General features: G+C 74.2%; 15 protein-coding genes. 7 read left to right on the top strand and 8 right to left on the bottom strand.

Annotation, left to right across the window (positions count from 1 at the left end):
* Positions 1-549: 549 nt before the first annotated feature.
* The 4 genes from BBK14_RS18130 (at position 550) to BBK14_RS18115 (ending at position 5465) form a co-directional block, all read left to right on the top strand.
* Positions 550-960, top strand: coding sequence for a YccF domain-containing protein (locus BBK14_RS18130; protein ID WP_071064095.1), 411 nt, complete (start codon positions 550-552; stop codon positions 958-960).
* A gap of 563 nt (positions 961-1523) precedes the next feature.
* Positions 1524-2915 (top strand): cystathionine beta-synthase, encoded by a 1392-nt coding sequence (locus tag BBK14_RS18125; protein ID WP_071064093.1) that lies wholly within the window; start codon positions 1524-1526, stop codon positions 2913-2915.
* Between the two features lie 93 nt (positions 2916-3008).
* On the top strand, positions 3009-4166 hold the full coding sequence (locus BBK14_RS18120) for a cystathionine gamma-synthase (protein WP_071064091.1): 1158 nt from the start codon (positions 3009-3011) through the stop codon (positions 4164-4166).
* Positions 4167-4469: 303 nt separating this feature from the next.
* Positions 4470-5465: a hypothetical protein gene (locus BBK14_RS18115; RefSeq protein WP_071064089.1), complete on the top strand. Its 996-nt coding sequence runs from the start codon at positions 4470-4472 to the stop codon at positions 5463-5465.
* Positions 5466-6010: 545 nt separating this feature from the next.
* On the opposite strand, the gene BBK14_RS18110 is transcribed toward BBK14_RS18115, so the two are convergent.
* Complete coding sequence (locus tag BBK14_RS18110; RefSeq protein WP_071064087.1) at positions 6011-6727, bottom strand: response regulator transcription factor; 717 nt, start codon at positions 6725-6727, stop codon at positions 6011-6013.
* On the bottom strand, positions 6724-7950 hold the full coding sequence (locus tag BBK14_RS18105) for a sensor histidine kinase (RefSeq protein ID WP_241831630.1): 1227 nt from the start codon (positions 7948-7950) through the stop codon (positions 6724-6726). The genes BBK14_RS18110 and BBK14_RS18105 overlap by 4 nt, the downstream gene beginning before the upstream one ends.
* Positions 7951-8356: 406 nt before the next feature.
* Here BBK14_RS18105 and BBK14_RS18100 point away from each other — a divergent pair, with 406 nt between their 5' ends.
* Complete coding sequence (locus BBK14_RS18100) at positions 8357-8932, top strand: hypothetical protein (RefSeq protein WP_071064083.1); 576 nt, start codon at positions 8357-8359, stop codon at positions 8930-8932.
* Here BBK14_RS18100 and BBK14_RS18095 read toward each other — a convergent pair.
* The 3 genes from BBK14_RS18095 to BBK14_RS18085 are packed head-to-tail and all read right to left on the bottom strand — an operon-like array spanning position 8910 to position 11972.
* The gene (locus tag BBK14_RS18095) at positions 8910-9545 is read right to left on the bottom strand and encodes a serine O-acetyltransferase (RefSeq protein ID WP_241831629.1); all 636 of its coding nucleotides are present in this window, start codon (positions 9543-9545) and stop codon (positions 8910-8912) included. The two genes, BBK14_RS18100 and BBK14_RS18095, sit on opposite strands and share 23 nt — an antisense overlap.
* Entirely contained in the window at positions 9535-9771 is a 237-nt protein-coding gene (locus tag BBK14_RS18090; RefSeq protein WP_020463840.1) for an acyl carrier protein, read from the bottom strand. Before BBK14_RS18090 ends, BBK14_RS18095 begins: the two co-directional genes overlap by 11 nt.
* The gene (locus BBK14_RS18085; RefSeq protein WP_071064081.1) at positions 9771-11972 is read right to left on the bottom strand and encodes an HAD-IIIC family phosphatase; all 2202 of its coding nucleotides are present in this window, start codon (positions 11970-11972) and stop codon (positions 9771-9773) included. The genes BBK14_RS18090 and BBK14_RS18085 overlap by 1 nt, the downstream gene beginning before the upstream one ends.
* 466 nt (positions 11973-12438) lie before the next feature.
* Here BBK14_RS18085 and BBK14_RS18080 point away from each other — a divergent pair, with 466 nt between their 5' ends.
* A complete protein-coding gene (locus BBK14_RS18080) occupies positions 12439-12987 on the top strand; it encodes an NADPH-dependent FMN reductase (RefSeq protein ID WP_071064167.1) in 549 nt (182 codons plus the stop codon).
* A 522-nt stretch (positions 12988-13509) separates the two neighbouring features.
* Here BBK14_RS18080 and BBK14_RS18075 read toward each other — a convergent pair.
* Positions 13510-14394, bottom strand: coding sequence for a hypothetical protein (locus BBK14_RS18075; RefSeq protein WP_071064079.1), 885 nt, complete (start codon positions 14392-14394; stop codon positions 13510-13512).
* A gap of 168 nt (positions 14395-14562) precedes the next feature.
* Here BBK14_RS18075 and BBK14_RS18070 point away from each other — a divergent pair, with 168 nt between their 5' ends.
* Positions 14563-15426, top strand: a complete 864-nt coding sequence (locus tag BBK14_RS18070; RefSeq protein WP_131802344.1) for a hypothetical protein — start codon at positions 14563-14565, stop codon at positions 15424-15426.
* 990 nt (positions 15427-16416) lie between these two features.
* Here BBK14_RS18070 and BBK14_RS18060 read toward each other — a convergent pair.
* Together BBK14_RS18060 and BBK14_RS18055 are read right to left on the bottom strand one after the other, a co-directional pair.
* Complete coding sequence (locus BBK14_RS18060) at positions 16417-18132, bottom strand: acyl-CoA dehydrogenase family protein (protein WP_071064073.1); 1716 nt, start codon at positions 18130-18132, stop codon at positions 16417-16419.
* Positions 18129-18932, bottom strand: a complete 804-nt coding sequence (locus BBK14_RS18055; protein WP_071064071.1) for a TetR/AcrR family transcriptional regulator — start codon at positions 18930-18932, stop codon at positions 18129-18131. Before BBK14_RS18055 ends, BBK14_RS18060 begins: the two co-directional genes overlap by 4 nt.
* Positions 18933-18991: the final 59 nt, after the last annotated feature.

Genomic DNA, 18991 nt, shown 5'->3' with positions numbered 1-18991 from the left:
GTTATCATTCGGACAAAACGGTCGGATTCTCCCAACCGCCGCAAACCGTACTCCAGTCTGCACGGCCACCGCGGTCTCCAGCCCAAGCGCGCCATGGGCACGATTGCCGTCCCGCCACCGTTTGACCACTCGAGAACCGGGCATCCACCCGTCGCCACCACGCCGGGAAAGCACCATGAGGCCGGATGCCGGCACGGGTCTCCTGTGAGGAGTACCACCCCACCGGTGGCCCGAGATTCCGGTGCCATCCAAGGAAAAGAACGAGAAGGAGACACGAAGGCGCGGCCGGGGGCGGCGGCGGAGCGCCTCGCCCGAGCCGAGAAGCGCGGCGTGTGCCGTGCAGGGCCGTGGTAATGCGCCGCGGGCGCCGGACGGCCCGTCCGGGGAGGTCCGTCCGGGGCTGCATATCCGGGCCGGTCCCCAGGTGGACGAGCCGGATGTCCCGGAGCAGGCGGTGGCCCCGGAGCAGCGGACACGCGAAGCAGAAGACACCGCGAAACAGAAGACACAGGGAGCCCCTGAGCGGGCGACAGGGAGGCGACCGCGCAGATGCGCATCGTACTCAACGTGATCTGGCTGGTGCTGTGTGGAGTGTGGCTGGCGATCGGCTACGCCCTCGCCGCCCTCGTCTGTTTTCTTCTCATCATCACGATTCCGTTCGGCATCGCGTCGCTGCGCATGGCGAACTACACCCTGTGGCCGTTCGGACGCCGCGTGGTCGACAAGCCGACCGCGGGAACGGCGTCACTGATCGGCAACGTTCTGTGGATCCTGCTCGCCGGATGGTGGCTGGCGCTCGGCCATCTGACGACGGGCCTCGCGCTGTGCCTGACTGTCATCGGCATCCCGCTCGGACTGGCCAACTTCAAGCTCATCCCGGTGTCCCTGATGCCGCTCGGGAAGGACATCGTCCCGGTCGACAGCCGTGACAGCGACCCCTACCTGGCCGGATACCGGTAGGCCGGCCCGTCGGTATCCGGTAGGTCAGCTGGCCGGTCGCCGGGAGGTCGTCGGCGGGCGGTGGCGGTGTGCCGCCGAGGGCTGCCCGATGCCCGTCGGCGCGGCGTGTCTGACGACGTGTTCCGCGTCAATCGCGCCGACGCGCGRCTTCGCCCGCGCATTCCCCTTCGGTACCATCTGCGGGCTGGCGCAAGATGCCATGGGGGGAAATCGTGGGGTACCAGCTCGGAATCGGTCTGGGTGTATCCGAAACAACCGTCGCGGCCATCGAGGCGGGGTGGCCTGCCGTCGTTCCGATCGGCGGCTCCGCGTCCGTGCCGACAATTCCGCACATCGGCGTTCGACCTGGGCTCGGACTGGTTCGAGACCGCCGTCCACACGGCGATGCCGTCCGGGTTCGTCGTCGCGGGCGGCGTGGAACCCGTCCGGACATAGCTGCTCCTTCGGCCCGCGCCGGCGGCATGTGCCGTGTCCGGAAGGCGGACGCGGCACACCGCCGGTAACGTCGTCGCTGGCGGCTACTGGCGGCGATCGGGGCGACATCTCCGGCGAGAGGCGGGCAGATGGACGTGTACGACCATGTCACCGACCTGGTCGGTGACACGCCCCTGGTGCGGCTGACGCCGACGATCGCCGACACGGCGACACCCGTGCTCGGCAAGCTCGAGTACCTCAACCCGGGCGGCTCGGTGAAGGACCGCATCGCCCTGTCGATGGTGGCGGCGGCCGAGCGCGACGGCCGGCTCGCCCCCGGCGGGACCATCGTCGAGCCCACCAGCGGGAACACCGGTGTCGGCCTCGCCATGGTCGCCGCGCGGCGTGGCTACCGCTGTGTCTTCACCATGCCGGACAAGATCAGCGAGGAGAAGCGGGCCGTCCTGCGGGCCTACGGGTCCGAGGTGATCGTCTGCCCGACGGCCGTCGCACCGGACGATCCCCGCTCCTACTACTCGGTCGCCCGCCGGGTGTGCAGCGAGACCCCCGGTGCCTGGAGCCCCGACCAGTACTCCAACCCCGACAACCCGGCCGCGCACGAGGCCTCCACCGGCCCGGAGATCTGGCGGGCCACCGGCGGGCGGGTGACGCACTTCGTCGCCGGCATCGGCACCGGCGGGACGATCAGCGGGACGGGCCGCCACCTCAAGGCGGTCAGCGGCGGCACCGTGCAGGTGATCGGCGCCGACCCCGAGGGCTCGGTCTACTCCGGCGGCAGCGGACGTCCCTACCTGGTCGAAGGCGTCGGCGAGGACATCTGGCCGGCGACCTACGACAAGGCCGTGGTCGACCGGGTGGAGGCCGTCAGCGACCGCGACTCGTTCCTGATGACGCGCGAGCTGGCGCGCCGGGCCGGAATCCTCGTCGGCGGCTCCTGCGGCCTGGCGGTCGTCGCCGCGCTGCGGGTCGCCCGCGAGCTCGACGCGGCCGGGACGACCGACGCCTGCGTCGTGGTCCTGCTCCCCGACTCCGGCCGCGGCTACCTGTCGAAGATCTTCAACGACGAGTGGATGTACGACAACGGCTTCCTCGACCCGCCGTCCGACGAGCCGACGGTCGCCTCGGTGCTCGCACACAAGGCCGCGCAGACGTCCGGGCCGCCGAACCTCGTCCACGTGCATCCCGACGAGACCGTCGGGGCGGCCATCTCGTACCTGCGGGAGTACGGGGTCTCGCAGATGCCGGTGGTGCGCCACGAGCCGCCGGTGCGGGCCGCGGAGGTGGCGGGCGCCGTGCTGGAGCGCGAGCTGCTCGACGCCGTCTTCGCCGACCGCGGGACGGTGGACGCCCCCGTGGCCGACCACATGTCGCCACCGCTGCCGACGGTCGGCGCCGGCGAGCCCGTCTCGGTGCTGGTGAGCGCGCTCGGCGAGAACCCGGCCGCCCTCGTCCTGGGCGAGGGGAACCCGACGGGGATCCTCACCCGGGCCGACCTGCTGGGGTTCCTCGCCGTCCGGTGAGATCCGGTGAGATCCCGCTCCGCCTCCTGAAGTCGCCGCTTGTTGAAGTCGCCGCCTGTTTGAAGTCCGGGCTCGAGTGCGAGGGTTGTGGCCATGGGTGATCGGAACGCGGGATTCGAGACCGTCGCGGTGCACGCGGGCCAGGAGCCCGACCCTGCCACCGGCGCGGTCGTCGTCCCCATCCATCCCGCGTCGACGTTCGCGCAGGACGGCGTCGGCGGGCTGCGGGCCGGCTTCGAGTACGCCCGCTCGGGCAACCCGACCCGCGCCGCGCTGGAGGCCAGCCTGACCGCGCTCGAGCGTGGGGCCGCGGCGCTCGCGTTCGCCTCCGGGCTGGCCGCCTCGGACGCGCTGCTGCGGGCCGTGTGCCGTCCCGGCAGCCACGTGGTGATCCCCGGCGACGCCTACGGCGGCACGTACCGCCTGTTCGCGCGGGTGCTGGCCGAGTGGGGCGTCGAGCACACGGCGGTCGACCTGAGCGACCCGGCCGCCGCCGTGGCCGCGATCCGGCCGGGGGCGACGGCGCTGGTGTGGTGCGAGACGCCGACCAACCCGATGCTCGCGATCGCCGACATCGCCGCGCTCGCCGCCGTCGCGCACCAGGCGGGCGCGCTGCTCGTCGTCGACAACACCTTCGCCTCGCCCTACCTGTGCCAGCCGCTGACGCTCGGCGCGGACGCGGTCGTCCACTCGACCACGAAGTACCTCGGCGGGCACAGCGACGTGGTGGGCGGGGCGGTGGTGACCGCGTCGGCGGAGCTCGCCGAGCGGGTGCGGTTCGTACAGAACGCTGCCGGGGCCGTGCCGGGGCCGTTCGACGCCTGGCTGGTGCTGCGCGGGATCAGGACCCTCGCGGTGCGGATGGACCGGCACTGCGCGAACGCGCGGGAGATCGCCGCGCTGCTCGCCGGCCACACCGCCGTGTCGGCCGTCCACTACCCGGGGCTGGCGAGCCACCCCGGCCACGACGTCGCCGCCAAGCAGATGCGTGACTTCGGCGGGATGGTCTCGTTCCAGGTCCGGGCCGGCGCGGAGGCCGCCCTCGCGGTGTGCGCCGCCACCCGGCTGTTCACCCTCGCCGAGTCGCTGGGCGGGGTGGAGTCGCTGATCGAGCATCCCGCGCGGATGACGCACGCATCGGTGGCGGGCTCACCGCTCGCCGTCCCCGACGACCTCGTGCGGCTCTCCGTCGGCATCGAGGCGGCCGACGACCTGGTCGCCGACCTCGAACAGGCACTCGACTCGRCCTGACGCGCGGTTTCCCGCAAACCGCCGCTTGCCGACCCGACCCGACCCCGACCCGGCGGTTACCCACCGGGCCGGGCTCATGAGGTGTGGGCGAAGCCAAGCACATTCCGCCGTCGCACGCGCACGGACATGGCACCACATGACGAAGGTCCCGACATTGGACCGGAGTGACGACATAGAGCTTTGTGCTCGCTACCGTCAGAGTAGCTTCTAGATCGTCTCTTTCCGGAGAATAATCATGAGATTACGTCCGGATCATCCGGGCCTCCACCGCCGTAACCGGACAACGACGCTCAGGAGTGCGGGATGGACGAAGCGGCGGACCGGCGGCTGGTCGTTGCCACCTGTGCGACCACAGCCGCACTCGCGCTGGGCGGTTCGCGTCTCATGATCTCGCCGGAGGACCGTGGCCGCGACACACTCGACCGGATCGAGACGGGCCTGCGGACCATGGCCCATCGCTGGGAGACGATGGCTCCCAGCGAGCTGGTCGAACGCCTCGATCTGATCGCCCGGCACACCGAGACGATGGCGGGTAGCCGCCAGTCGGCCGCGGTGCGCCGGGACTGGCGTCGAACGCACAGCAGAGTGCTCGTGATGTCGGCGGTGGCCCAGGGCGACAACGGCATGTCCGGGCGCGCGGTCGTGTCGGCCCGCACCGCGCTCGTGCTCGCCCGGCACGTCGGTGACGCGCCGACCGCGGCACACGCGGGCGTCGTGCTCGCCGAGCTCGCCGCCTACACGTTCGACAGTGTGGACGACGGTCTCGCGCTCGCGCTCGCGGCACGGGCGACGGCACCCAGCTCCCACACCGCGGTACTCGCGATGACCACCGAGGCCAACATCCGCGCCGGGCGCGGCGAGCCGGCCGACCGGGTGATGGCGGTGCTGCGGGAGGCCGAGGATCTCGCCCGCGAGCTGACCCCGGCGGCCCAGGGCTACGCCCTCGACGGCCTGCACCCCGGCTACCTGCCGACGTTCGGCGGCGCCGCACTGATCGGCGCGGGAGCCCTCGACGAGGGACGTCAGCGACTGGCGACGGCGGCCGCCCTGTTCGACCGCTCACGCGCGCCCGGAGCGCTCGCCGCGGTGCGGCTCTACCAGGCGTCCGCCGCGGTGCACGCCGACGCGCTGGACGAGGCGCAGACCCTGGCGACCCGGGCGCTGGCGACCTCCGCGGTACGTCCCACGGCCTGGCTGACGAACGGGATCATGTCGCTCGCCGACCGGGCGCGGCGCCGCGGCGCCGACTGGACAGGGCTGGTCAACCAGGCGCGGGAATGGGCACCGGCGGCGGTGTGAGACCGCCACGGGGCAGTGGCGGCGCGCGGTGTCCGCACGGCGCGCGCGTTCCCGCGCGACGCGGACGTCGGCGCGGATGTGACGGCGCGGACCAACCAGGCGACAGCGGCCGCGACCACAGCGACCGCGATGACGACAACCAGCGCAGCAAGCACCGCGGTGAACGGCGAACCAGTCAGGACATCGGCCAGCCAGGATCCCCGCGATCCGGAAGTTCCGGGGACGGAGTGTCCATTCATGCGAATGGGCGGGGGCGTCGGCACCGCAGCCGGTGCGGAAGGCGGGCCAGCGGAAATCTGCGACAGCGAACTCAAAGACACGGCCGGGACGGTAGCGGATGCCCGACCAGCAGCTTCAGGTGACTTGATCATGTCCACAAAAGTGCAGTGGCGATCACTCAGCTTATTTTCCGCGCAGCCCCGCCTATTACCTTGATAAGTAATATGTACAACCCGTAACACCATGGTCGCGCTAAAGGGCTAGTCCGTGGGCCGACTGTATCGAGTATAAACCGCTGCTGTCAGCACCGGACGCACACCATTCGCTCATCTGCTCAGGTTTCGCACACCCCCCGCGGGGCCGGATCCGCCCGAGCCCGGCGAGCGCAGCCCCACGTCGTGCGCCAACACGATCGCCCCGGCCCGGTCCCGCACCTCGAGCTTGCCGAAGATGCTGCCGACGTGCGCCTTGACCGTCCGCTCGCTGACCCGCAGCTCGATCGCTATCTCCCGGTTACTGGCCCCGCGCGCCATCGCCCGCAGCACCTGCAGCTCCCGCTCGGAGAGGCGCTCGAACCGGCGCCGGACCGCGAGATCGGCCACGGCCCCGGTGCGCAGCGCGCCGAGCAGACGTCCGCTCGCCGACGGGTCGATCCACGAGCCTCCCTCGGCGACCAGCCTGATCGCGCGCACGATGTCCTCGGCCGGCCGGTCCTTGAGAATGAAGCCCGCCGCCCCGGCCGCCATGGCGCCCCAGACGACGTCGTCGTCGCTGAACGTGGTGAGCACCAGGGCCGGCGGGTGCTCCCCCAGCCGGGCCAGGGCGCGCAGGGCGTCCACCCCGTCCATCCGGGCCATGCGGATGTCGAGCAGGATGACGTCCGGGCGGACCGCACGCACCGCCGCGACGACCTCGTCGCCGTCCGAGCGCTCGGCGACGATCTCGATACCCGGCTCCCCGCTCAGGACGAGCGCGATGCCCGCGCGGACGAGCTGCTGGTCGTCGACGAGCAGCACCCGCAGCGCGGGCCCGGCGGCGCTCACCGGGGGCCACCCCCGACCGGGCCGACGGCCACCGTGGGGATCGTCGCCGTGACCTCCCAGCCGCCGTCCCGGGGTCCCGCGACGACCGACCCACCGAGCGCGTGGACCCGCTCCGCCATCCCGGCCAGGCCCATCCCGCCGCCCGGCCGCGGACCCCTTGCCGCGGGCGGGACGCCGTCACCCGGACCGGGCCGCGCGTTGCGGACGGTGACCCGGACCGAGTCGGCGAGCATCTCGACGGTGATCCACGTCGCCGTGCCGCCGGCGTGGTGCAGCACGTTGGCCAGCGCCTCCCGGACCGTCCGGAACAGCACCGAGCCCGCGGCCTGGTCGAGCCCGCCGAGCCCGCCGGTCACGGTGAGCTCGACCGCGAGCCCGCTGCGCCGGTAGCCGTCGACCAGCGCGGCCAGGTCGTGCGCGTCCGGCAGCGGCCCGCCCGAATCCCGGTCGGCGCGCAGGGAGCCGCCGGTGGCGGGTGTGTCCCCGCCACCGAGCAGCCCGACGGCCCGGCGGATTCCCGCCAGGCTGTCCCGTCCGACCTGCTCGGCCCGGGCCAGCGCCTCGTCGGCCAGCGCGGGGTCGCGTCGCATCGTGCGCCGGGCCCCGGTGATGTTGAGCAGCGCGACGGCGAGCGAATGCGCCACCAGGTCGTGGACATCCTGGGCGACACGCCGGCGCTCGTCCGTCGCCGCGGCAGCGACCAGCCGGTGCTGGGCCCGGGCCAGCTCGGCGGCGAGCACCGTCGTCCGGCGCAGCACCACCCCGGTCGCCGTCGCGTACAGGGCGGCGGCGCCCCAGACGATCGAGCCGGAGGAGAGGTAGCCGTCGTGCGGCGCCGCCGGCCGACGGCTGAAGTCCACGTACGACAGGGCCGAGACGGCCGCAATCATGAACAGGTTCAGCGGGGCGGATGCCGAGCGCAACGCCACCCAGGCCGCGAGGGCCACCGCGACGAGGATGGCGGTCTTCGGCGCGTCCAGCAGGATCAGCGCGGTTACCATCGCCAGGCCCAACGGCCCGGCCACCACGGGCGGCACCCGCAGGCCGCACGCTTCGGCGGCCGGCGGCGCGACCGCGAGCGCGATCAGCAACAGCGGCCACGGCTCCAGGCCCACGAGCACCGCCGAGATCAGCGCGGCGACCGCGGTCAGGCCGTAGACCGCATGGTCGGCGAGGCGCACCATCCCGGCGACCGGGTCGGTGCCGGCCTCGCCGGCCGTCACGCGCCCGGCATCCATGCCCACGAGATCCACCGTACGAGCCGCCGGCGCGCGCCGCCTCGTACTCGGGCCGGGTCCGGCACCTGTACCCGGGTACAGGTGCCGGCCGTCCCGGGTACTGCTCCGCGACGGCCCGCGGCCCGATGTGCCCGCCTGTCCCCGATGGCCTACTCGGTGTCATGCATCCCCTCGACGCGGGTGGCGCACCGCCGGTCAGGCCGGGCGGCCTGACCGCCCGCCTGCTCGGCGGCAGGACGGCGGTGCTCGCGCTGGGCGTTCTCGTCGCGGCCCTCGCAGTGCCCATGACAACCGCGACGACCGCGACGGCCCCACCGCCGCGACCCACGACATCGGCGGCGGACGGCGGCTCCGGGCACGAGAGCGGCCTCGCGCTACATCGGATCGTCCTGTGGGGGGACTCGCTCGCCTGGGAGGCGCGGAACTCGTTCTCCCAGGAAATGCGACAGGCCGGCGCAAATGTCATGACCAGGACTTTTGGTGGGACGTCCACCTCGTCGACGCGCCCGCCCGGCCGGACCAGCCGGTCAACGCGGACGGCCTGACCCCGCTGGCCGGGCTGTGGCGGGAGCTCGCCGCGCACCGGGACGGCGGCGTGGCGGTCGTGCCCGCCGCGCTCGCAGTGACCGCGGGCGGCCACTGGGCCCGGTACCTGCCCTGCGCCCCCGGCGAGCCCTGCGAGTCCCGGCGGCCGGGACTGCCCGCCGGGCCCGCCGGACCACCCGCGCCGGGCTCGGGAGCGGCTGTCGCGACCGATGCGACGGGCGGGCACACCGAGGCCGCTAAGGTGGCCCGCGGCGCGACGGCGACCGCGGGCCCGGGGTGGGTGATGGTCCGGGGGCCGGACGGCGTGCACTTCTGCCCGGTGGACACCGCCCCGATGCAGCCGTGCCCGGTGCGTTCCGCGGGTGCCGAGCGCTACGGCGCGGCGATGGCCGCACCCTTCACCCGGCGGGCGGGCGCATGATCCTCGCGGGGGCGGCGAAGACGGTGGCACCCGCCGGGACGTCGGTCGTGACGATCGAGCCAGGTCCGATCTTCACGTCGTCCCCGATCGTGATCGGCCCGATCAGGTGCGCGCCCGGCGCGATGTCGACTCGGGCGCCGATCTTCGGGACGGCATCGGGCGGGGCGTCCGTCGAGGCGTACCCGATCGTGACGCCGTGCCGGATGATCGTGTCGTCGCCGATCACGCAGTAGCGCGGGATCATGACCGCCTGGTGATGCCCGATCAGGACGCGACGTCCGATGCTGGCGTCGACGGAGATCTCGGTGCCCTGGAGGTTGCGGATGACGATGTTGTTCACGGCCTTGAAGGCGATCGTGCCGAACCTGCCGACCAGCCCGCCGCGCTCGCGGCACCACCGGCCGAACCGGTGGACGGCGAGCGCCTGGTAGCCCGGGTGCAGCCGCGACCCGTAGTGGACGTCCCTGTCCTCGCGCAACTGCGCCCGCAGCGAGAGCGGCGCGCCCCGCGACCCGGCCACGGCGGCCCGCGCCGCCGCGGGCTCCTTCGCGATGGGCTCCCCCGCAACGCGCTCTGGCACGACGGGCTCGGCTGTGCGGGGCTCAGCCGACATCGCTGAGCTCCTCGATACACACGCGCAGCTCACCGACGTTCGCGAACGAACCGAGGCGCTCGTCGGGGATCTGCACCGCGAACTCGTTCTCCACCGCGTAGATCAGGTTGATGTACGCCAGGGAGTCCCAGCCGGGCACGTCCGCCGCCGTGGTGGCGTCCGTGACGACCAGGTCGTCGTCGCTGAAGATCTCCCGGAAGACCTGGGCGAGGCGCTCCTGCACCATCAGCCGGCCACCTCCTCCATCGTCCGCGCGGATGCGCTCGCGACGGCGGCCCCACCCGCGCGAGCGTCGACGACCCGGATGAGCCCGGGCCGGTTCAGGGCGCTCGCGACCGGCAGCACCCAGCGGGTGGCCCCCGCGCCGGTGCCATCGGCGGGAGCCACACCGGGGCCACCGGCCGGGGCTGCGCGGCCGGCGTCGGCGGGAGCCGCGGGGTCCGGCCGGAAGCCCAGCCGCGGGTACAGGTCGGCCACCAGCGCGTTCTTCGCGGTCGGCAGGTAGTGCCCCCGCACGGAGGAACAGCCCAGCCGCCGGGCCTCCGCCACGATCAGCCCGGCGATCTCGTCCTCCAGCGTCCGGCCGATGACCCGGCAGCTCATCAGCCAGGTGTCGACGTCGAGGACGGCCCCGCCGGGCTCGGCGGCGCGCCGGGCGATGACGACCGCGACGAGGCCGTGGTCGGCGAACCGGTCGGCCAGCCGGACGCAGATCACCGCGGTGGACGGGTCCGCGGCCAGCTCGGCGACCTCGGCCTCCCCGCGGCGCCGGGTGGTCAGGTTGAACTGGTTGGTCTTTCCGATGAGCTGGACGACCCGGGGCAGCGTCAGCTCGTCGAGGGGTACGACGGTCGCGACCATCTCCAGTCCGCGGTGGAACTCCTCCAGCGAGGTCGCGGACGCGGCGAGCTCCGCCGCCCGGGCCCGCGCCCGGTACTGCTCCGTGCGGGCGGTGTCCTCGGTGGTCAGGGCGGCCGGTTCGAAGAACGGGTAGTCGGCGACCGCGCGCACGTAGCCGTGCGGGTCCCGCGGCAGGGCGATGACGTCCACCTCGGGCACGAGCTGGCGGACCACCTCGCGCTCGGCCGGGTTGTCGTCGACGAAGACCAGGGAGTCCAGACCGATCCCGAGGGTGCTCGCGATGCGCCGGATCTGGGTCGGCTTGTCCTCCCAGGAGGCGCTGAACATGGCGATGTCGTCCAGCCGCAGCCGCATCGCCGGGTGCCGCTCGAACGCCTCGCGCGCGTCCGCCTCGTTGTTCTTCGAGCAGACGGCGAGGATCACGCCGCGGGCACGGAGCCGGCCGATGTACTCCTGGAACGTGGAGAAAGCCTCGCCGACCGGCCCGTCCCCGAGCGCGATGCCGGCGAGGCCCTCCTCCCCGAGCACCCCGCCCCACAGCGTGTTGTCGAGGTCGAGCACCAGGCATTTACGGCTGGTGCCCAGCTGCGCGCCGAGCACCGCCGCGGTGTGACGGGCCAGCGTGGGCACGTGCGCGAGCGAGACGGCCTGCTTCGCGCGGTGCCAGTAGCGGGGGTCGAACCAGGATCGTTTGCCGACCGTGGCGGCCAGCCGCTCACAGTCGACGAAGGCGACCTGACCGCCCGCCGCCGCGCGGCCGAGCGCCGCGTTGACCGCGGCGAGCATCGACGACCGCGACCCGGGGGTGCGCAGAGCCAGGTGCCCGAGCGCCTCCGTCTCCGGGACGACGAAGGTGTGCTGGATGACCCGGGCCCCCAGCCGGGCGGTGATGATCTCCCACAGTGACGTCCACCGGCCGACCTCGGTGGCGACCGCGCGCTCGGGATCCTCGGCGAGGGCTGGCAGGGCTGCCTCGCCTTCGTGGACCGCGAGGATCACGACGTCCGGCCTGAAGCGGTACAGGCCGCTGCCCGGATCGAGCACCTCCTGCCGGTACTGGCCGTACCCGCACTCGTACACCTCGACGGCCACACCGGCGCGCGCGGCTGCGAGCGGCAGGAGCGCCGCGAGCTGGGCGGTCGTGTAGCTGCCGAGCAGGGCGACCCGCGCCGAGCGCGCCGCGTGGCCCGCGACGGGCGACGGCACGACCGCCCCTCCCGCAGCGGCGGCCACGTCCGCCCGGGCTGGCACAGCCACTCCGGCCGACGCAGCCGCCCCGGCCGACGCAGCCGCCCCGGGTGACGCAGCCGCCCCGGGTGACACGACTGACGCGGCCGCCCCGGCCGAGACGCGGCGCAGGACGCCGGCGGCAGCCGTCCAGCAGGTCAGGTCGCCTCCGGCGTCGGTCGTGGCCAGCGCCCAGCGCATGGCGGCGGCCGGATCGCCCGCCTTCTCGTAGGCGAGCGCGAGATCACGACAGAGCCCGGCAGGCGGCACCTCGGCCGCGGCTGCGGCGGCCGTCAGCTCGGCGAGCCGGTGCCGGCCCGTCCCCACGGGATCAGCCATTGATCGAACTCCTCCCCCAGGCGCCGCGCTCCGGACGCCCCCGTCCTCGAGATGCACACACTTCAACCCTACCCTTACGTAAGGGTCTCCGGATATGCGCGGAGCGCCTCCCGGTACGACCGGGAGGCCACTGGTCGACCACGTCGACACGAATCGAACTCTTCTCGCGACTTTAGGTCGCACAGACGAGTCGTCCACAAAGCTTCCACATCACTCTGTCACCTCAGGGGACGACTCGAACGCTCCTGGCGACTTTGGTGTGTTCGCTTCGTGGCCCCCGGGCCGGAACCGGCCAGCCCCAGGGGCCGGAGCCAGTCTCCCGGCAGTTCGCGATCAACGGTGCCGACAGGTGGCACGGGCTAGGCTGGGAGCCGGGTAGCAGCCGCGCGCCGGTGCTCGACGGGGCCCGCTCGTGACTCTCGACGGGGCGCTCGCGTGGGCGGAGTGCACACAGAAGGGCAACACCATGGCGCAGTGCCGCATCCTGAGCGTCGTCGGCAACCCGAAGCCGAACTCGCGCACGCGGGCCGTCGCCGAGGCGGTCGCGGCCCAGGTCGTGCGCGCCCTTCCGGCCGACACCGAGGCGGTGGCCGAGGTGATCGAGGTCAGCGAGCTCGGGCCGGGGCTCCTCGGCTGGGGTGACCCGGCAGTGAAGGCGGCCGTCACGTCGATGAAGGCGGCGGACGTCCTGGTCGTCGCGACGCCCACGTACAAGGCCACCTACACCGGGCTACTCAAGCTGCTGCTGGACCAGATCGGCCAGGGCGAGCTCGCCGGGGTGCCGACGATCCCCGTGCTGGTCGCGGCCGCGCCCGAGCACGCGCTGGCGGTCGAGGTGCACCTACGACCGGTACTGGTCGAGATCGGCGCGTCCTGCCCGACCCGCGGGGTGTTCGTCCTCGACTCCGCCCTGGCCGACCTGCCCGCCCAGCTCGACGCGTGGGCCACGGGCAACATCGCGGCCGTCACCGCGCTCGTCGCGGCCCGCCGCACCGCGCCACAACCGCTCGGCTGATCCGGCCGGCCGAGCAACCACCCGCGCAGAACACCAGGATCGACCGAGGTTGGCGGCGACCACGGCCGGCGGGCGTTCCGGTTCCGCGGAACACCACGATCAACTGCGGCCGGTGGTGGCCGCGTCATCGACGGGCGGCGTGCGCAGGAGCACCGGGGACCCCGGAAACGGCCGGAAGCGATACATAATTCCCGCCGACCAGATCCACATGCACGGTGCCGAGCAACCGCGGCGGTTGAGTGACAGCCAGGACTCACCCACCCGCCACGCATCACCGGGCGACGGTCCCTGATGCATAAATTCCGTACCTGTAACGCGCCCCGGCCCCGTGTCCGTGCCGCCCGAGCCTGCCCCGGCACCGTGCCTGCGCCACCCAGGACGGGATGGAACACGGCGAGAGCTGGCCGTTACGCCGAGCTGCTTCCGGCTCTCGGCTACTTCCGACTCGGGACCAGTACCAGGGCGGCGGGAACGCCAGGAGCGCGGCGCGCCCGGCGCGATGGCTGTCAGACGCAGCGGCTGTCAGACGCAGCGACTCGTCAGGCCCGAGAAGATGTCGCCGACCCAGACCTCCGGCAGGCCGTCGGGCGGGCGTGGGCCGGCCGGGCCGCATGCCTCGTCCGTGCCAGGCGCTGGATGGCCGTGTGCCGGCACCGACCCCGGCGGCGGCGTCGGGGGCTGCTGACCAGCGCCGGAGCCCGGCCCCTGGCCGGACGGGATCCGGTTGTCGGCACCGGGAACGTCCGGGTCAGGCTGCGGCCCGGGCATGGCCGGCGGCGCCGGAGAGGCCGGCTGGACAGGAGAGGCCGGCGGGGCCGGCGCGGTCACCGGGCCGGTCGGCGACGGCGCGGTGCTCGGCGAGGCGGTCGGGGTCGGCCCGGCGCCCGGCCCGGCGGTCGGCGTCGCACCGCCCGGCGGGCCGGTCGGGCTCGCGGACGCCTGGCCGCCGCCCGGTTGCGCCCACGGATCGCCGCCGCCATCACCGACGCCGGGGCCGGGGCCGGGGCCGGCCGAGGTCCTGTCCGGCCACGGAGAGACACCGCCGAGACCGGCCCTGTAGCCGTCTCCGGGAGCGGGCATGGCGGGAGCGGGAAACTGCCGGGGGGCCGCCCGCGGCAGGCCGGTCGCGGAGTCGCCGCGCTGCAGACCCGCCGGTATCTGTCCGCTCTGGTGGTCATCGCCGTCCGACTGCCGCGCGATGATCGTCGCGTCCCGGTCGCCGCCGGACGGAGCCATCGCGCCGAAGGCGGCCACGGCGGCTGTGAAGCCGACCGCCGTTACCAGGCCGGCCCCGGGCCGACTTTCGATCATTGCCCAGGCCACCCGCCCGCGCAGCAGGCCGGTGATGCCGACCAGGAGGACGGCCATGGCGACGGTGGCGACCGATCCGGCGAGAAGCACGATCACGGCCGCCTCCGCGGCGCCGCGGTTGCCCGCATCCGTCCCCCAGCCTCGCCGGTGCAGTGTCCGCGGGAACCTATCTCACCCAGAGTAAGAACTTCGACACTTTGAGGAGCGTGTCGGTGTGGGACGAACCCGACTCACCCTGGAATAGCCGGCTCACCGGGAATGGCGGTGACTCACCTGGAATGGCTCTGCCGCGGCGGTCGGGCCGCGGGCCGTGCCGCCGGCCCGGCCTTGGACGCCGCCGAGGCGACCCTCGGGTGCGCCTGCGAGCTCTGGACCCGCTGGTCACCGCCCCGTTGGTCACCGCTCCGCGGGTGGGCTGCCGCGGCGTGCGGGCGCGACTGGGTGCCTCGCGCCCGGCGGTCGGTGCTCGGCGGGCACACCGGCGGCCGGGCGGCGGTGGTGGCCCGCGGCGCGACCCGCCCGGCCGCGGGCCGGCCCGCGGTGTGCCGACCCGGCGCGGGGCGCGTCGACGAGGGCTTCGAGGAGGCCGTCGAGAGGGTCGGCGCGGCGGGCGCGCTCAGCCGCCCCTGCGAACCCGCCGGAGCGGATACGTGTGTGCCGCCTGCCGGCGCCGCGCCAGCACCGCCGGTACGGGCGGGACCGATCGCTCCGACGGGCACCGCGGTCGCGGCGCCATGCGGCCGGGACGGCGCCGCCGGACCCGACCGCGCCGGCCCCGGAGCGGTCGGCGCCGCGGGCGAGTACCTGGGCCGGGTCGTCCCGGACGCCGGACCCGGCACCGGACCGGTCTGGGGCCGCGCGGTGTGGACCGGCGTCGACGCCGGCGTCGACGGCGACGTGGTCTGGGCCGGAGCCGTCCGAGGCGGCGCGGTCTGGGCCGGGACGGCCGTCTCGTACGGGCTGGAGGGCCGGTACGGCCTGGTCGGGCTCGGCGACGGCCGCACCGTCATCGTCGGCCCCGCCGTCGGCCGGCCGGTTGTCGACCTGCCGGTGGTCGGCTTCGGTGTCGGCCTGGAGGTCGGCTTCGCCGTCGGCTGGGCCGTGGACCGCGGCCCGGCGGGCGCGTGACCGGTGCCGGTGCTGGCGGGCGGCGTCCGGCGGGGACCGGCGGGCGTGGTCGGACTGGGACTCGGCGTGCGGCTGGTGCTGGGCGACGGCGACCGGCTCGGCCCGCCGCTCCCCGTCGCCGGCACGCCCGGGCGGCCCGGCACGGTGGTGGGCTGATCCCACCCCGTCGGCCAGGACGGCCCGGACGACCCGCCCTGGGTCGGCACCGGCGGCACGGACGTGGTGCGCGGCCCGCCGGAGCCGGATGCGCCACCGGCGCCGCCCCGCGTGGCCGGCACGGGCCAGCCGGAACCGGAGCCCGACCCGGCGCCGGTGGCCGTGGCCGTCTCGGCGTCCGGATCGGGGCCGGCCGCGACCGGGCGCGAGCCGGCCGTGGCCGGTGACGGCGCGGGGTCGGGCTCCTTGACGACGAGGCCGGAGGCCTCGGGCACGTCCGGGCTGGCCGGCGGTGCGGTCGCGGCCGAGTCGGCCGGGCCGGAGAGGCGCACCGCGACCGCGCTCAGCGCGAGAACCACGGTGACGCCGGCCGCGGTGACGATTCCGGCCCGACGGCGGTCATAGATCCAGGCCCATTCGGCCACTCCTCGGACGAGCCCGAAGAGGCCTGCGACGACCACCAGGGACGCCACAGCGAGAAAGAAGACGATCATCACACCCCCGGAGGCAGGCGACGCGGGCCCAGCCCAGGAGGTGGCCCGTCACCTTCCGTTACGCGAACACTACATTGCGTTTCCAGTAGCGCGAGTCTCGGACCGCTACAAACTGTCCAGAGTCAGGATAGAACGGGACGTACCGCCCAGAGTCATATCCGACGTTTGTCACACCCTCCAGGCACACTCTCCGCACACGTCTGATCGCTTACGCACGGCCACGCGATCAGGCTCCCGGCCCGGACGGCCGGCCTGGCCGGCCCCGGTCGCGGCCTCGGCCGCCCGCGTCAAGCCGAGAGGCAGGCCCGCGACCTCGTATGTCAGGCGATGCCAGCCGACGTCAGGCGGTGGCGGGCGGGATCCGGCGCAGGATGCCCTCGAGGTCGAGCCCGGGTGGGAGGGTCCCGAAGGCCAGGCCCGCGTCCCCGCCCAACCGGGCCGCGCAGAACGCGTCGGACACCGCGGCGGGCGCGTGCCGCACCAGCAGCGAGCCCTGCAGCACGAGCGCCATCCGCTCGACGAGCCGGCGCGCGACCAGCTCGATCACCGGCGCCCCGCCAGCCCCACCCGCGCCCGCCGCCCTACTCGTGCCGGCCGCGCCGCCGGTGCCGGTGAGCAGGTCGTCCAGCTCAGCTCGGAGCCGACGCCACGCCGTGTCGAGCCGGCGGTCGCCACCGGCAGCCGCGTCGACCTCGGCGCCGTAGGCGGCCAGGCTCGCGGGCTCGCGGCCCAGGGCTCGCACGACGTCCAGCGCGTTGACGTTGCCGGAGCCCTCCCAGATGCCGTTGAGCGGGGCCTCGCGATAGAGCCGCGGCAGGCCCGACTCCTCCACGTACCCGTTGCCGCCGAGGCATTCGAGCGCCTCGGCGACCATGGCCGGCTGGCGCTTGCACACCCAGTACTTGGCGAGGCCGGTCGCGAGACGACGGAAGGCACGCTCGCCCTCGTCGCCGTGCTCGGCGCGGTCCACCGCGCCGGCCACGCGCATCACGAGCGCGACCGCCGCCTCCGACTCCACCGCGAGATCGGCCAGCACGTTGCGCATCAGCGGCTTGTCTATGAGCAGCGAGCCGAACGCCGAGCGGTGGCGGGTGTGATGCGTCGCCGCGACGAGCGCCGCGCGCATCCCGGAGGCCGCGCCGACAGCGGAGTCCAGCCTGGTGAGCGCGACCATCTCAATGATGGCGCGTACCCCGCGGCCCTCCGTTCCGACCAGGTGGCCCAGCGTCCGGTCGAACTCCGGCTCGGCGCTGGCGTTGCTGCGGTTGCCGAGCTTGTCCTTGAGCCGCTGGATGAGGAAGGGGTTGCGACCGCCGTCCGRCAGCACCCGCGGGACGAGCAGGCACGACAGGCCGCCCGGCGCCTGCGCCAGCACCAGGAACACGTCGTTCATCGGGGCACTGGTGAACCACTTGTGCCCGCGCAGCAGGTACGAGCCGTCCCCGGCCGGGACGGCGGTGGTCTCGTTGGCGCGGACGTCCGAGCCGCCCTGCTTCTCGGTCATCCCCATGCCGGCGAGCAGGCCGCGCTTGGACAGCGGCGGGCGCAGGCCCGGGTCGTAGACGGTGCTGGTCAGGCCGGGCAGATAGGCCGCGGCCAGGTCGGGGGCGGCCCGCAGCGCCGGTGTGACGGCGTAGGTCATCGACACCGGGCACAGATGGCCCTGCTCGACCTGCCCCCAGACGAGGAACCCGGCCGCGCGGGCCACGTGCGCGCCCGGCCGGTCGGCGGCCCACGGCGCTCCCGCCAGCCCGGCGCCCACGGCCACGCGGAGCAGCTCGTGCCAGGCCGGATGGAAGTCGACCTCGTCGACGCGGTTCCCGTACCGGTCGTGCGTGCGCAGGACGGGCGGGCACCGGTTGGCCTCGTCACCCCATCGCTGCGCCTCGGCCGTGCCGGCGAGCCGGCCGAGACGGTGCAGGTCGTCCGCGTGGCCGGCGGCGCCCTCGCGGGCCAGCGCCTCCAGCAGTGCGGGATCCTCGGCGACGTCGTGGCCGACCAGCGGCGGTGGTTGGTTGGTGACGCGATGCGTCGGGCCACCGCCGTCCGCCGTCATCCGGTGCCACCGGGCGGACGGCCCGCCGGCGCCGGGACCTGCCCGGCCACGGCGACCTGCCCGGCCACGGGGACAGGACCGGCCGAGAAGGACGGCCAGCCGCGTTCCACCGGGCACGCGCCGACACACCGCAACGCCATCGCCACCACCTCCCGGACCACCCGCTCGGCCTCGCGGCCGCCGCGGGGAAGCTCCTCGGTCATCGAGACCGGGCCGACGAGCACCTCGCCGATCGCGCCGGTGAGCGCCGCCGCCGCGACCATCGGGTCCTGTGCCGGCAGCGACCCCGCCTCGACGCCCTCACGGACCAGAGCCGCGAACACGTCCCGGTACCGGCGGCGGAAGTCCAGGCGCTCGGCCTCCACCGCCGGGTCCGACGGTGCCACGAGCAGCGCGTAGGCGAGGCCGCGACGCGCCAGCGCCCGCCGGGTGAACAGAGCGACCGCCTGGACGAGTCGGTCGACGGGATCGCCCCCGGCCGCAGGCGCCTCGGCGGCACCCGGGGCTGTGGCATCAGGCACAGCGGCAGTCGGCACAGCGGCGGTCGACACAGCGGCCAGGGCGGAGATCAGGGTTGCCTCGCGGTCGGCCGCCCGCCGGAAGACCTCGACTACCAGCGCCGACTTGGACGGGAAGTGCTGGTAGACCGAGCCGACCGACATGTCCGCGGCGGCGGCGACCGCGGTGACCGACGCGCCGGCCCACCCGGCGTCCGCCACCAGGTCGGTGGCCGCGACGATCAGTCGCTCACGTGCGGCGGCCAACCGGTCGTCGACTGCGGTGGTGCGACGGTAGGGCACAGAAGGAGTGAATCACCGTTCGCGCCTTCAGGCCACGGCGCGGCGCCGATTCGGCCCCT

Origin of the sequence: Parafrankia soli, from assembly GCF_001854695.1 — a bacterium.
Lineage (GTDB): Bacteria > Actinomycetota > Actinomycetes > Frankiales > Frankiaceae > Parafrankia > Parafrankia soli.
Note: the sequence above shows the minus strand (reverse complement) of the source record. Positions and strands in the feature narration are given on the sequence as shown.